Genomic DNA, 15,567 nt, shown 5'->3' on the forward strand with positions numbered 1-15,567 from the left:
TGAACTCGGAGGGTGTAACGGTTCGCGGCGTTCATGGCCGACCCGAACCGCTGACCCTTGACCCATACCGAGTACTGACCCGGCTGCAGCACGGTCTCGATGTCGAAATCGCCCACCGCCAACGAACCCTCGTCGCTGGCCACGGCGTTGCCGTTCTCGTCGAGAATCTTCGCCTGCAGGCGATACGTCCCTTCGTTGCCGGGGAACGTCGAGCTCTTGACCGAGACGGTCCCGGCATCGGCTACCTTGAAGGTCAACACCTTGCCTTCCTGCAGAACGCGGATATCGGCAACGATCTCGTCGAAGCCATCCGGCATCTGCGGCTCCGGCGGGCGGCCCATGCGTGGCGAATCGCCGGTGGCATCGTCGACGGCGGCGGCAGCCGAGGCCACGCCGTTATCGGGTGAACCTTGAGCGCCATTTGGCGTGGCCGGCGGCGTGGAGGCACTGCCTGTATTACCGCTACCGAAATCCGGCCCCTGGTCTGGCGCGCGGGTCGTGCCCGCGGCGGCGACCTCGCTGGCCGACTCGCGACCCGGCGCGCTCAGCGTCGCCACTTCGTCGCTCTCGTCGACGAACGCCGTCGTGCGACCATTGGTGCCCGGACCACCGAACATGATACCGCCACCGTTGTCGACGCCCCCCTCGTCGCTGTCGACCACGTTGCCGCTGGCGTCGAGTTCCGCCACCGTAACGTTGAAGCTGTTGCCGCCGGTCTTGGTGCTGCCGAACTTCTGTCCGGAGACCTGCAGGACATAATCGCCCGGCTCGAGCTTTCGCTCCATCTCCAGCCCACCGGTATTGCCGAGGCCGGAATCCCGTGCCAGCACGTTGCCGTTGGCATCGATCAGCTTGGCGGTGATCTTGTAATCTTCGGATTCACCGGGAAGCGTGGAGCTCGCGAAGCGGTAGCGTCCTGCCCGGTCGACCGTGAATGGATGCTGGTCGACGCCGCCAAAAAAGAAGCTCTGGCTGCGCGCGTCCGAGCTGGATTTGAAGAAGCGGGTCAGATCGACCTTGCTCGCCGCTTCCTGAGCGTCCTTGAGCGCCTCGCTCTGCGCCAGCGCCTGACTGGAGGCACCTGCCAGGCTCAACGCGACGAATAGAGTGGAAAACACACGATACTTCATGGAGCCTCTCTGCGTTAGCTGCGACCGGAATCGGGCCACAGCATAACAGAGACGCCCACCGGGATACCTTATTCGTGCCCGATGAGCGTCATGTCCGATTGACAGGCCGTTAGCGCGCGGTACTCAGCCCTCGTTATCGCTTTCGGCCAGATCGACCAGTTCGCGGATGGCCACCGCGACCAGCGGGAAGCTGACCTGGGTCCCGGCGTCGATCTCGGCGCGCAAGGCATTCCAGCGCTCGAATAGTGGCGCGTGATCCTCCTGCCAGCTCGTCACTCTCGCCTCGACTTCCCGCGGCGCGTCGGCCATGCCGAGCACCTTGACCGTGAGCGCCAGCTGCTGGCGGTCGAGGTCGTCGCGGAACGTCTCTCTCGCCTGCGCTTGCCAACCGTCGCGCACCTCCAGCGTGTTGATCTGCTGCATCATCCACGGCAGGTCGAGACTCTCGCCGATCGCATAATAGACCTCGGCGACGCGCTGAATCTTCTCGCCACTGGTGCGCGCGGCCTGAATGATGCCAAGCCCTGCGTAGAGACTCGGTGCCGCCGCGACGATCGACGCCAGAGCCTCCGGCACACCCGCACCGATGAGTTCATCGCGCCGCTGCGCCCAGGCTTCTCGCTCGTCGCCCTGCAGGCGCCCGCCGATGTCCTCCTGAAGCTGGGCGAGCTGCGGGCCGTACTGCTCGACACACTCCTTGACGCTGAGCGAGCCGCGCTGGCGCAGGAACCAGCGCGTCGCGCGGCGCAGCAGGCGCATCAGATCGAGCATCATGGTGTACTGCATCTGACTGTCGACGCGATAGTCGAGTGCCTCGATCTGCTCCCACAGGCGTTGAAAGCCGAAGCTGTCACGGGCAATGACGTAGGCCTGGGCGATCTCGATGCGCGAAGCGCCGGTCGAATCGCGCAACTGACGCACGAAGGGAATTCCCATGTGATCGACCAGATCGTTGGCGAGCTGCGTCGCCACGATCTCGCGCTTGAGCCGATGGTGATTCATGTCGTCCGGATAGCGCTCGGCGAGCGTGGCCGGAAAGGCCTTCGTCACGTGGCTCTGAAGCTGCGGATCGGCAGGCAGCTCGGCGGCGATCAGGTCGCTCTTGAGCGTGCTCTTGGCGTAGGAGATCAGCACGCAGAGCTCAGGCAGCGTCATCCCGCCACCGGCGTTGTTGCGTTCGCTCAACGCCTCGTCGCTGGGCAGAAACTCCAGCTCGCGATCCAGACTACCGGCAGCCTCCAGCTCGTTGATGAAGCGACGATACGGCCCCAGCCCCTCCTTGGCCTGCAGCTCGGAGAGCGACAGCGCCTGGGTCTGACGGTAGTTGTCGCGCACCACCAGCTCGCCGACCTCTTCGGTCATCTCGACCATCAGCGCGTTACGCTGTTTCTCGGTCATGTCGCCACGCTGAACGATGCCGTCGAGCAGAATCTTGATGTTCACTTCATGATCGGAGCAGTTCACGCCCCCGGCGTTATCGATGAAGTCGGTATTGACGCGGACGCCCTTCTCCGCCGCTTCCATGCGACCGCGCTGCGTCAGCCCCAGATTGCCGCCTTCACCCACCACGCGGCAGTTGAGTTCCGCGCCGTCGATGCGCAGACCGTCATTGGCCTTGTCGCCGACATCGGCGTGGCTCTCGCTCGCCGCCTTGACGTAGGTACCGATACCGCCGTTCCAGATCAGATCGACCGTCGACTTCAGCATGGCGTTGATCAGATCATTGGGCGAGAGCTTGTCCGCCCGGATACCGAACGCCTTCTTCATCGGGTCGGAAACGGAAATCGACTTCGCATCGCGGGAAAAGACGCCACCGCCTTCGGAAATACACGTCTCGTCGTAGTCGGACCAGCTGGAGCGCGGCTGCTCGAACAGGCGCTTGCGCTCGGCGAACGCACTGGCGGCATCGGGGGTCGGATCGACGAAGATATGGCGGTGGTTGAAGGCACCGACCAGCAGAATCTTGTCGGAGAGCAGCATGCCGTTGCCGAAGACATCGCCGGCCATGTCGCCGATTCCGAGAACCGTGAACTCGTCCTTCTGCGTATTGAGCCCCATCTCGCGGAAGTGGCGCTTGACCGATTCCCAGGCGCCGCGAGCGGTGATCGCCATGCCCTTGTGGTCGTAGCCCTGGGCGCCACCGGAGGCGAAGGCGTCGCGCAGCCAGAAGTCGTACTCCAGCGAGATGGCGTTGGCGTAATCGGAAAAGGTCGCCGTGCCCTTGTCGGCGGCGACGACCAGATAGGGGTCGTCCGGGTCGTGGCGGACGACATCCCGCGGCGCCACGATGGTGGTCCCGTCGAGGTTGTCGGTCACGTCGAGCAGACCGCGGATCAGAATGCGATAGCACTCGACGCCCTCGGCGTGGATGGCATCACGGTCGGCGTTTTCCGGCATCCGCTTGCAGATGAAACCGCCCTTCGCGCCCACCGGCACGATGACCGAGTTCTTGACCTGCTGCGCTTTCATCAACCCGAGAATCTCGGTGCGGAAATCTTCGTTGCGATCGGACCAGCGCAGTCCCCCGCGCGCCACCTTGCCGCCGCGCAGGTGCACCCCCTCCATTCGCGGCGAATAGACGAAGATCTCGAACAACGGCTTGGGCTTGGGCATGCCCGGCACCTTGCTCGGCTCGAGCTTGAACGAGATGTAGGACTTGTCGCTGCCGTCGGCCATCGGCTGGAAGAAATTGGTTCGCACCGTCGCCTGAATCAGGTCGACATAGCGCCGCAGCAGCAGATCGTCGTTGAGGCTCGCCACCTGATCGAGCCGGCCGTTGAGGGCTTCGATGCACGCCTTGCAGTCACTGTCCCGGCGCTTGTCGGCATCCGAGGCCGGCGAGAAACGCAGCTCGAACAGCTGCGCCAGACCCCGCGTGATCTCGGCATGTGCGGCGAGCGTGTTGGCAATATAGGCCTGAGACAGCCCGATGCGCAGCTGCTTCATGTAGCGTGCATAGGCGCGCAGCACCGCGACCTGGCGCCAGTTCAGCGCCGCACCGATGATCAAGCGATTGTAGGCGTCGTTTTCCGCGTCACCGACCCAGATACGCGTGAACGCGTCGATGAAGTTCTCGCGCATGTCGCGCAGGTCGACCTCGCCCACCAGGCCGCGATATTCGAACGTGAAGTCATGAATCCAGTAGGTCTGCTGCGCCGTCGCGATACGGTAGGGCCGCTCGCTGATGACACGCAGGCCGAGGTTTTCGAGCACCGGCAGCATGTCGGAGAGCGGAATCGGCGTTTCGCGGTGGTAGAGCTTGATGTTGACGCTCTCGGCCGCACTCTCCGCCAGGTGATAGAGGCTGACCCCGATCGGCGCGCCCTGATCGAGTGACTCGAGATGACGAATATCGTTGGCCGCCGTGCGCGCCGAGAAGTCGTCGCGATAGCTGCTGGGGAAGGCATCACGGAAGGTCTGCGCCTGTCGATTGCCGGCTTCCTCGCCCAGCGCCTCGATCAGCGCCCCGTGCAGGTCTTCCCGCCAGTTGCGCGCCAGCTTGATGACACGTTTCTCCAGCGCACGCGGGTCGAAATCGACCGGCTCCTGCCCATTGAAGCGCAGGGTGAACTGGATACGCGCCAGCGTCGACTCCGACAGGTAGGGGTTGAAGTCGGCGAAGGTGGCACCGAGCTCCTCGCAGAGCAGATCCTGGATTCGCAGCCGCAGATCGGTAGAGAAGATGTCGCGCGGCACGAAGACCAGGCAGGAGTAGAACTGACCGGCCCGATCGACGCGGATGAACAGGCGCACCCGGCGACGCTCGCGAATGTTGAGAATCCCGAATGCGGTTTGCGCCAGTTCGTCCGTCGTGCTCTGGAACAGGTCGTCGCGCGGATGCACCTCGAGAATCTGCAGCAGCAGCTTGCCGTTGTGGCCTTTCGGGTTGACGCCGGCCGCGTCGATCACCGCCTGCACCTTGCGCCGCAGAACCGGCACCGTGCGCGGTGACTCGTTGTAGACCAGTGAGGTGAAAAGTCCAAAGAAGCGCCACTCGCCGATCAGCTTGCCCTTGGCATCGAACCGCGAGACCGCGATGTGATCCGGATAGGTCGGCCGATGTACCCGCGCGTGAAAAGCGCTCTTGGCAAACCGCAGTGGCGTCGGAGTCGGACCGTCCTCGACGCCAAAACGCACGGTTTCCTGATAGCGCGGCTGGTCGAGCTTGAGTACGCCGAGCTCGCTGCCTGCCACCCGCTCCTCGTGCGCCTTCTTGCCGCTGCCGGTGCGCCGCGTCTCCGCGAAACCGAGGAAGGTGAAATGTTCGTCAAGCAGCCACTTCAGAAACGCGATCGTCTCCTTCTGATCGGCCGCCGTGACTGCTTCTGGCCGACTGGCTTCGAGCTCGCCGATGACCTCTCGCAACTTGTCGCACATCGGGTCAAAGTCGGCAACGGCCATGCGCACGTCGAGCAGCACCTCCTGAAGGCTCTGCTCGAGATCCTTGAGCGTCTCGGCGTCGGTGTGGCGATCGACTTCGATCAGAATGATCGACTCGCGCGCCGCGGGCGCCTGTTTGGCCCGGGTGCCGGTAATCCGCAGCGCGTGATGGCGCGCGTCGCGCTCGACCGCCAGAACCGCGTTGTGGATGGCGTGCAGCGTCAAGCCACGGCGATTGAGCTCCATGCGCACCGAGTCGACCAGAAACGGCATGTCCCGATGCAGCACAGCCACGACGGTGTGCGGTGACTGCCAGCCGTGCTCCTCGAAGTTGGGATTGAATATCCGGACCTTGGCCTCGTCGGGATCGAAGGTGCGCATGAAGTGCCACGCCGCCAGCGTGGCGCCGTAAACGTCTTCCAGCTGGCGATCCGCCGCCTCCTCGAACGGCGCCGTGGCGTAGAGATCCTCGGCGAATGCCGTGATCCGCTTCACCTTCTCCTCCGGCAGGCGCTGGGAAAGCTTGTCTCTCAGCTGTTCCAGAAATTCCGTTTTTCCCTCGATCGCGACGTGTTGCATTCACTCACCTCGACTGACAGCGGCCACCGATATGGCGGCGACGTAACATGGCGCGAAGCTTACGCCAGCGTTAGCGGACGCCCCACTCAATTGAAGCTTCGTCATGGCGCATGTCGGTTGCGCATCATGGCGGATGTCTGACTCACCGGCCGGCGATTGACAGCGGCTCGCTCAATCCACTCGCCGTTCGAGTAGCACCCCGCACTCACAGTGGTCGGTCCAGGGGAATTGGTCAAACAGCGCCATACGCGTGACCCGGTGGGTACGGGTCAACTGCTCGAGGTTGCCCGCCAGCGTATCCGGATTGCAGGAAATATAGACAATCCGTTCGTAGCGCATCAGCGGCTCGCAACTATCGGCATCCAGTCCGGCGCGGGGCGGGTCGACCAGCACGGTCGAGAAATCGCACGCTTCGAGCGCCATCGCGCTGACCCGTCTGCCCTGCTTCTCGCCGGCGAGGACCTGCGCGAACTCCTCGGCCGACATCCGCGCCACATGAACGTTGTCGATGCCATTGGCCTCGATGTTGGCCTGCGCCGACGCCACCGAGGTGCGCGAGATTTCGGTCGCCACGACGCGCCGGAAGTTTTCGGCAAGCGCGATCGTGAAGTTGCCGTTGCCGCAGTAGAGCTCGACGAGGTCCCGTCGTCGCTCGGTATCACGGGTCACATCACGTGCCCAGGCCAGCATCGCGCGGCAGATCTCGGCGTTGGGCTGGGTGAAGCTATTCTCCACCTGCTGGTAATGCAGTTCGCGCCCTTCCACCTCGAGCCGCTCCCAGACGTGATCGCGATCCAGCACGATCCTCTGCTTGCGTGAACGGCCGATGAGTGAAACGCCAAGCAAGGTCTGTAGCTCGCGCGCCCGTGATTCCCAGTTATCGTCGAGCGCCTTGTGATAGATCAGGGTGACGAGCGCCTCGCCGTCGAGCGTGGTCAGAAATTCGACCTGGAAGAGCTTGCGTCGCATCAGTTCGTCGTCGCGGATGGCGTCGAGAAGTGCCGGCATCAGCGCGTTGATGCGCCGACTCGCGACAGGAAATTGATCGATACGCACCACGCGTTTGCCCTTGGGCGCCTCGGGGTCCGATTCGAACATGGCGTAATAGAGATCATCACCCTCGTGCCAGAGGCGGAACTCGGCGCGCATCCGATAGTGCGTGGGCGGCGAGGCGAAAACCTCGAGCGGGGGCGGCGAGAAGCTGGCGAACTGCTGTTCGATCCTCTCGCGCTTGGCGTCGAGCTGGGCGTCATAGCGGGCGGGATCGATATCGGTGATGACCAAGCGGCACTCCTCAAAGTACGAAATAATCAGCAAGCGGCGTCAATCAGAGGACGAAGTCGCGGCCAGGGCGACATCGAGAGAGCATCAGGTCGGCGTCTGCGCGACCCGTGGCAAGTCGACCGCCGAGACGAGCCCTCGCGGCGCTGGCAGGCCGAAACGCGCGAGTGCGTGGCCGAGCCCTGGCGCATCCGGCCGCGTCGCCCAGCAGCGAGGGGCTATCGGCCCATCTGCCGATAAGCCGTCACCCAGGAGCGTCTCGACGCGGCGGGCTATCGCCTCGCCGGAGTCGATCCACGCAACCGGACGCGGTGCCAGCGCAGCAAAATTCGCCTTCAGCAACGGGAAGTGGGTACATCCGAGAACCACGGTGTCGAGCTCGGCCACGGCCCACAGCGGCGCCAGCACGGCGCGAATGCGTCGCACATCGAGCTGACCATCGGCGATGAAAGTCTCGGCGACTCTGACCAGCGGATCGGCGGCGACCCGGGTCACACGACAGCCGTCAGCGAACTCGGCGACGAGCCGGTCGAGATAGGGTCGATTGACCGTCGCGCTGGTCGCCAGCAGGCCGACGCTGCGAGTACGGCTCTGCGCGACCGCCGGCTTGATCGCCGGCACCGTGCCGACAACCGGAACGGCCAGACGCTCGCGCAGTGCTTCCAGGGCCAGCGTACTGGCGGTGTTGCAGGCCACGACCAGGACCCGCGGCGCACTCAGGCGACAGGCCCGCATGCAGACATCGACGATGCGCGCCACCAGCCACCGATCGGGCTTGGTGCCGTAAGGCAGCGCAGCGTTGTCGCAGACATAGTCGAGCGACGCACCAGGCAGACGACGGGCAATGTCGGTGCGCACCGAGAGCCCGCCGACGCCGGAATCGAACACCAGCACATCGCTCATGAGGGCGCACCCGAAACGCACCCGTGTCGTCGAGCTCCGAGCGGTGCTTCGCACCCCTGCCTGACCTGCAGCCGATCCATCCCGCGCTCTCCGCCTCCAAAGCGATCATTCTACGCGAGCGCGCGGGTTCCCACGACCGCGAAGCCGCCGGATCGCACCAGCGCCGACGAGAATCGGCCCGATGACGTGCCGGCTTACCCGGCCGGCATTCCCGCGGGTGGCGAAGCTCAGGAAGCCAACGGCGAAGGTGCCTCGCGAAACTCGGTGTAGAGCTCCGGGTAAGCCTCCTGCAGTCGCGCCAGTTCGGCCTCGGCTCGCGCCGGCAACTCGCTGGCCAGCCGCGCCAGGTCGGCCTCGTCGAAGTGCTCGCGGATCAGAGGGAACAGCTCTTCGCGTTCCGCCCGCAGGTATGCCCGGTGAGCGTCGAGATAGCGCCTGAGATCTTCCGCGAACTTGTCCATTGGCATGACACCGTCCATCAGAATCATGTCGATATCCTGGGACAGCCGCATCAACTGCTCGTGGAGATGCTGATAGTCATCCGCCAGCCGATTGCTGAGTTCATCGATGTGGGACTGGCGCGCCACCAGCTGTTCGCTGCAGATGCGCTCCAGAGGAATCGTGAAACCGCTCATATAGTCGAGGATGTAATCCACGACCTCCCGGATCAGGCGGAAATTGGGGCGTTCGCCGTCAGCCAGCGTCTTGTGTTTGAGTTGCAACACATGCAGCAGGCGCGCCATGTTGGCATGGTCCTGACGTAACTGGGTCAGCATGGGCATGGTGAGTCTCCTGTCCGTGAAGCGCCGGCGTCGCGGATGCCGCGCGTCGGCCTGGGGGTAGCGTCTGTCGCCAACGACGCAGCGACAGACACGGCAACGGGCACTGCCTGACCAGATCTCCAGCGCTTTCGCCTTTGCGTCGTCACCGACGCCGAGCCGGCACCGAACCGAGACAACGAATTGGGTCGAAGACGAACGACGCGCTAGAATTTCCTACCCTAGCGCCTTTTTCGATAAACGCTCTACGCCTAACGTCTCAATCGGTGTAGCGAAATGTACTTCTGTCGTCGTCGAGACCGGCTCACCCGCCGCGAACCGCAGGACGACCGCCAGCCTGGAACCGGTCATGGATCTTTTCGCCGATAGCGCTTCTCAGGACAATGCGCCTCTTGCCTACCGCATGCGCCCGCGGGCGCTGGACGACTACATCGGGCAGCAGGCGCTGGTCGGCCCCGGCAAGCCACTCAGGCGCATGGCGGAGAGCGCCAGCGTGCGCTCGATGATCCTGTGGGGCCCGCCGGGAGTGGGCAAGACGACACTGGCCGAGATCCTGGCCAACGCCTCCGGCGCGCGCCTGGAGCAGCTCTCTGCGGTCATGGCCGGCGTGAAGGAGATCCGCGCAGCGGTGGAGCGCGCCCAGGAAGCCCGCTCCAGAGAGCGTCAGACGCTGCTGTTTCTCGACGAGATTCATCGCCTCAACAAGAGCCAGCAGGATGCGCTGCTGCCCCACGTCGAGTCCGGCCTGCTGACGCTGATCGGGGCAACGACGGAAAATCCGTCCTTCGAGGTCAACTCCGCGCTGCTCTCTCGTGCTCGCGTCTATGTCCTCAAGTCACTGGACGAAGCCGAGCTGACCACAGTGCTCGAACGGGCGCTGGCGGACGAGCGCCATGGTCTCGGTCAACGTCGTATACGCGCCGATGCCGAGGCGCTGTCGATTCTGGCCCGCGCCGCCAGCGGCGACGCCCGACGGGCGCTGGGCCTGCTCGAGACCGCCTGCGACTTCGCTCGTGCGGACGCCCAGGGCGAGCATCTCGACCGGGACGCCGTCATCGAGGTGATCGGCCATCAGGCAGCCGCTTTCGACAAGCAGGGTGAGCACTACTATGACCTGCTTTCGGCGATTCACAAATCGGTGCGCTCATCGCGCCCCGACGCTGCGCTTCTGTACATGGCGCAGTTCATCAGCGGCGGCGGCGACCCGCTCGACATCGTACGTCGACTGACGGCGATTGCCTCGGAGGATGTCGGCAACGCCGACCCGCGCGCTCTGCCGATGGTCATCGCGGCCTGGGATGCCTACCTGCGCCTGGGCGACTACGAGGGTCAGCGGGCCATCGCACATGCCGCCATCCACCTGGCGAGTGCACCGAAAAGCAACCGAGTGGATCAGGCCTGGCATCAGGCGAAGGCGTTCGTCGCCGAGCATCCGGACGTCGAAGTGCCAATCTATCTGCGCAACGCGCCGACCAAGCTGATGTCGTCGCTAGGGTACGGCGAAGGCTATCGCTACGCGCATGACGAGCCAGAGAGTTATCCCGCCGGCAGTGCGCATGACTGCTGGCCCGCAAGCCTGCCGAAAACGCGCTTTTACGCGCCCACCGACAACGGTCAGGAGAAGCGCTACGGCCAGATACTAGCATGGCGTGCCGAACTCGATCGCCAGGTCGACGAGTCAAGCTGAGCCGGTATCGCGATCCCGCAAGACATCTGCTTCCCGACAACCGACGCCCGGCATGCACAACGCGAGACAACGAACTGCCGCAACGCAATCGACCCCGCCATGGCGGGGTCGATCGTTCAGGGATACAGCGCTCCCTGCGTGACGAGCCAGCAACCTGTCAGGGCGCTGCCGGCGCCTGCTCGCGGACGACGTCTGCCCCTTCGGGGATGTCGAACTGAAACTGGGCCGGATCGATACTGACGTTGGTCTCGGCATTGTCGAAGTCGATCGCGGTACGCTGGCCGGTGCTGTCGGTCATCTGCAGCGCGTCGAGTTTCTCGCTGTAGAAGGTCAGCTTGAGCTGCTCGAACAGCGTGTCGTTCGCCTGGGGCACCAGCGTGAAGGTTTCGGTGGCCCCCTGCTGCTGGCGCGTCACGTCGTAGTTGTCGGCCAGCTGGGAGGCACTGCCCGACAGCAGCAGCGCCGGCGTGTGCGTCACCCGATCATCCAGCGGCTGAATCGTCACCTGCTGTAGATCCGGGTCGTAAAGTGTCACATCGTCGCCGTCCGACACGACGAGCTGACGATAGGGATCGTTGACTTCCCAGCGGAAATGACCGGGTCGCGAAAGCCACATATGGCCACTGGTATCCTGCAGACTGGAACCGGAAGCATCCAGAATCTGCTGTTTGAAATCCGCCGAGTAGGTCTTGAGCGGTTCCAGCAGATGCGTCAGACGATCGACAGAAGCCTGATCGGCCTGCGCGGTCATTGTCACCCACGGTGCCAGCATCAAGGCACCGACGGTCGCCAGCCTCTTCATCATGCGCATGGGCATTCCCTGTCTCGATTGCTCTTCATGTTGCTCTTCATGTCCGATTCGAACGTCTTGATGTCCGAGTGAACGATTCCTTGGACCGCGCGACGGCGCCGGAGTTTAGCGGGACCGTCGCACAACTTGGACGAGCGCTGCGTGGGGCGACAGCGCTGCGCGCGGGGGTGGTGAACGCTGCCAGGAGACAAACGCGTCGCGCGGCGATCAATTGCCCACCGGCGGCGGCGCCAGCACCTCGCGCGAGCCATTGTTGCCCATCGAGGAGACGACCCCGGCCTGCTCCATCGCCTCGACGAGTCGAGCCGCGCGGTTGTAACCGATCTTGAAGCGACGCTGCACTGCCGAGATCGACGCGCGTCGAGTCTCGGTCACGAACTGCACCGCCTCGTCGTAGAGGGCATCCTGCTCGGCATCATCGCCATCGCCACCGCCCTCGGCCTCGAGGCCGGCCAGCGCGTCGGCGGAGACGCCGCCGGAGAGAATCTCTTCGATGTACTCGGGTTCGCCACGTCGCTTCCAGTCTTCGACAATACGATGCACCTCGTCGTCATCGACGAAAGCACCATGAACGCGCTGCGGCATGCCGGCGCCCGCCGGCAGGTACAGCATGTCGCCGTGGCCGAGCAGGTTCTCGGCGCCACCCTGATCGAGAATGGTGCGCGAGTCGATCTTGGAAGAGACCTGGAACGCCATGCGGGTCGGAATGTTGGCCTTGATCAGACCGGTCACCACGTCCACCGAGGGGCGCTGGGTTGCCAGAATGAGGTGAATCCCCGCGGCGCGCGCCTTCTGGGCCAGCCGAGCGATCAGCTCCTCGACCTTCTTGCCGACGATCATGAACATGTCGGCGAACTCATCGATCACCACCACGATGTAGGGCAGCTTGGCGAGCGTGGGCGGCTGCTGATGCATCTCCCACGGCTGCGGTTCCCACAGCGGATCCTGCACCTGGGCACCGTGACGCTCGGCTTCGTCCAGCTTGGCGTTGAAGCCGGCGATATTGCGCACGCCCATGGCGGCCATCAGCTTATAGCGTCGCTCCATTTCGGCCACGCACCAGCGCAGCCCGTTGGCGGCTTCTTTCATGTCGGTCACGACCGGGGCGAGCAGATGCGGGATGCCGTCGTAGACCGAAAGCTCCAGCATCTTGGGATCGACCATGATCATGCGCACTTCGTCGGGCGTTGCCTTGAGCAGCATCGACACCAGCATGGTGTTGATGCCGACCGACTTGCCCGACCCGGTCGTGCCCGCCACCAGCAGATGGGGCATCTTGTTGAGATTGGCGACCACCGGCTTGCCGCCGATATCCTGACCGAGCGCCAGCGTCACCGGCGACTCCGCCTGCTGATAGACGTCCGAATCAAGTACCTGGCGAATACGGATCATCGCCCGATGCGGGTTGGGGATCTCGATCCCGACGGTCGGTTTGCCGGGAATCACTTCGACCACACGCACGCTCTTGACCATCAGCGAGCGGGCAAGATCCTTGGCGAGGTTACTGATCTTGGAGACCTTCACGCCCGCTGCCGGCTTGATCTCGAAACGCGTGATGACGGGGCCGGGCCAGGTCTCGACGACTTCAGCCTTGACGCCGTATTCACGCAGACGCATCTCGAGAAGCTCCGCCATGTCGGCAAGCTGCTCCGGCGTATAGTTGGGTTGCTCGGGGTCGGCCGGCGTCGTCAGACGGATCGAGGGCAGATCGCCGGTCGGTTCCGGTAGATCGTCCATCACCGGGCGTTGGCTCTGCAGGTGCTCGACTGTCCACAGCGCTGGCTGATCCTCGGCGGCTGCCTGGCGCGCCTGCTCCGCGGTCGCCACTGCCGGTGTTTCCGGTATCGAGGGCTGCTGTGCGGGCGGCATCGGCGATGAAGGTTGGAGAGGCGCAGACTGCGGCTGCGGCGGCTGAGGTGGCGAGGTCTGAGATGGCCGGGTCTGAGATAGCAAGCTCTGAGATTGCTCCGCCGAGGCGGGCGACTGATGGGACGCGTCATGTCGCTCGCCACCGGCCGGGGTCGAACCGCCGGCCAACGGCGAGGCCGCACCCGCAACCCCCGACACAGCGGCGTCCAGGCTGTGTTCGCGCCGCACCGAGCCGTTCGACGAACCACTCTCTGACGGCAGTCGATTGCCAGGGTCGCGCTCGAGGCGTGTGTCGCTCGGCAGGGTGCCACCGTCAGCTTCGAACTGGTCCCAGCGCGGTGTGGCGCGAGCGTGCGCCGCTTCGCTCTCGGCATCCCGCCCGTCGATTGACACCTGCGCTTCACCGGGCGCGGCGGGCGCCTCGTCGATTCGAACGCGTTCTTCGGAAGACGCATCCTCACGGCTCGGCGTCCTCTGCCATTGAGCAGACGAGTCATGACGCTCGGCGCGCAGGCCCCACTGCTGAGTCGGCACATCGTCATCGTCCGCCGACAGCGCAGGCCCCGCCGGCGTGGGTTCGCTCGTGCTCTCTGTGTCGCGGCTCGCGGCGGCAGCGTCGGGCGTCGAGCTCTCATCGTCGGCGCTGCTCGCCGGCGGGGCCTGGAAGGCGTCCGGGATACGACGGCGAGTCACATCGGCGCGAAATGGCTGGCGCGCTTCAGCCGTCTCGGCAACCTGCGCGCCGGCATCTTCATTGACCGCCGCGCCGCCAGAATCAGGCAGCGTGTCGTCAGTGGTGGCCGGCGCGCGCTGAGCACCGCTCGAGCCGGCGTCGCCGGAAGCAGGGTTCGAGACAGTCGACGAGGTCTCGATCGCGCGTCCGAGCGTCGGTTCCCGCGCCTCTTCGCGCTGCTGGCGCGCGCTGTAGGCCGCTTCGGGCCGTTTGGCCGACGGCGTCTTCGCGGGAACGTCCCAGGGAATATCGGTGCGCCCGTCATGGCGCCACATCGAGGAGTCATTGACTTCACCGGCCGCCGCCGTTGCATCCCACGCCGGGTCCCGACGCAGGCTCGGCTCGGCGGTAGCGTCATCCCCCCAGGTATCAAGGTCGGGGGCCCGATACCAGGGCAGCCAGCGTGCCCACCACGCCGCCTTGTGGGGCGTCTCTGCGTCCGCTTCGGCGACCTCCGGCTCGGCCTCGACCGGTTCGGCAACATCGTCGTCACGCCGCGATGCGCGGAGTTCTGCACGTTCGGCCCGTTTCTCCGCTTTCGCCTGACGACGAACCTCGCGGCTGTCGCGCCGCGCGCCCATCTGCTCACGCGACCAGCCGAACAGACGCCGCAAGCCGCTGCCCAGCTCGTCCATGACGGTCAGCCAGGACATGCCGGTGAACAGTGTGAAGCCGCACAAAAATGCCGCGATCGCGATCAGCGTGGTGCCGCGGATGCCGACCAGCATCGTCAGGGAGCCGGCGATCCCCTTGCCGAGAATCCCACCGGCCTGATTGGGGAGATCGCTGGCAGCGTTGTAGAAATGCAGGTCGCCCAGCGTCGTCGTGCTCATCAGCAGGAGCAGCAGACCCGCGCTGTGCACGGCGAGGGCGACCGGGTCCCAGACGATCTGTACCTGGGCCTGGCGCATGATTCGCCACGCGCCGAACCCGAACATGCCTGGCCACCAGAGCGCACTGGCGCCGAACAGAGAGTAGAGCACGTCGGATAGCCAGGCGCCGATTCGGCCCATCCAGTTGGCGATCGACTGATCCGGACCGCTGTGGGACCAGCCAGGATCGACAGGCGAGTAGCTGAACAACGCCAGCAGCAGGAACACGCAGATCGCGAGCAGCACGATGGCGACGCCCTCGCGTGTCACCCCGTGCAGGCGCATGATCACGCGGCGTGCCTGCTCCCTGGCTTGCGCTTGCGTAGTTGAACGACGGCTCTTGCGGGCCGAACTCTTGGCGCTCAAACGGTAACCCCCTCGCAACCGCCCGACGTCAGGGCGGCGCAATCAACGGCCACGCTCGATTGCGGCTTTCCATGCCGCAGACGCGCGTGGCGATCAACGGTCGAACCCGCACGGCGGAGTCGACTTCCTCGACCCGCCATCATACCGGGGGCCGCGCCGACATCACAGGGGGCTCGA

8 protein-coding genes are annotated in these 15,567 nt (G+C 64.8%); 1 reads left to right on the forward strand and 7 read right to left on the reverse strand.

The features are described 5' to 3' along the window. The 5 genes from IE125_RS14170 to IE125_RS14190 all read right to left on the reverse strand — a co-directional run. A partial coding sequence (locus IE125_RS14170) for a hypothetical protein (RefSeq protein WP_189445326.1) occupies positions 1–1,130 on the reverse strand: 1,130 nt, incomplete at its 3' end. Between the two features lie 123 nt (positions 1,131–1,253). After that, on the reverse strand, positions 1,254–6,089 hold the full coding sequence (locus IE125_RS14175; RefSeq protein WP_189445327.1) for an NAD-glutamate dehydrogenase: 4,836 nt from the start codon (positions 6,087–6,089) through the stop codon (positions 1,254–1,256). A gap of 171 nt (positions 6,090–6,260) precedes the next feature. Beyond that, positions 6,261–7,373, reverse strand: coding sequence for a tRNA (uridine(54)-C5)-methyltransferase TrmA (gene trmA / locus IE125_RS14180; RefSeq protein WP_189445328.1), 1,113 nt, complete (start codon positions 7,371–7,373; stop codon positions 6,261–6,263). An 84-nt stretch (positions 7,374–7,457) separates the two neighbouring features. Continuing rightward, the gene (murI, locus tag IE125_RS14185; protein ID WP_189445329.1) at positions 7,458–8,273 is read right to left on the reverse strand and encodes a glutamate racemase; all 816 of its coding nucleotides are present in this window, start codon (positions 8,271–8,273) and stop codon (positions 7,458–7,460) included. A 227-nt stretch (positions 8,274–8,500) separates the two neighbouring features. After that, positions 8,501–9,049, reverse strand: coding sequence for a hemerythrin domain-containing protein (locus IE125_RS14190; protein ID WP_229809143.1), 549 nt, complete (start codon positions 9,047–9,049; stop codon positions 8,501–8,503). A gap of 352 nt (positions 9,050–9,401) precedes the next feature. Here IE125_RS14190 and IE125_RS14195 point away from each other — a divergent pair, with 352 nt between their 5' ends. Beyond that, the gene (locus tag IE125_RS14195; protein ID WP_189445331.1) at positions 9,402–10,739 is read left to right on the forward strand and encodes a replication-associated recombination protein A; all 1,338 of its coding nucleotides are present in this window, start codon (positions 9,402–9,404) and stop codon (positions 10,737–10,739) included. Positions 10,740–10,896: 157 nt separating this feature from the next. On the opposite strand, the gene lolA is transcribed toward IE125_RS14195, so the two are convergent. Beyond that, entirely contained in the window at positions 10,897–11,550 is a 654-nt protein-coding gene (lolA, locus tag IE125_RS14200) for an outer membrane lipoprotein periplasmic chaperone LolA (RefSeq protein WP_189445332.1), read from the reverse strand. 207 nt (positions 11,551–11,757) lie between these two features. Next, positions 11,758–15,309 carry a DNA translocase FtsK gene (locus tag IE125_RS14205; RefSeq protein WP_229809144.1) on the reverse strand — a complete coding sequence of 1,184 codons (3,552 nt, stop codon included), beginning with the start codon at positions 15,307–15,309 and terminating at the stop codon, positions 11,758–11,760. Between the last annotated feature and the right edge of the window lie 258 nt (positions 15,310–15,567).

Origin of the sequence: Salinicola rhizosphaerae (genome assembly GCF_014652715.1) — a bacterium.
GTDB classification, from domain to species: Bacteria; Pseudomonadota; Gammaproteobacteria; order Pseudomonadales; family Halomonadaceae; genus Salinicola; species Salinicola rhizosphaerae.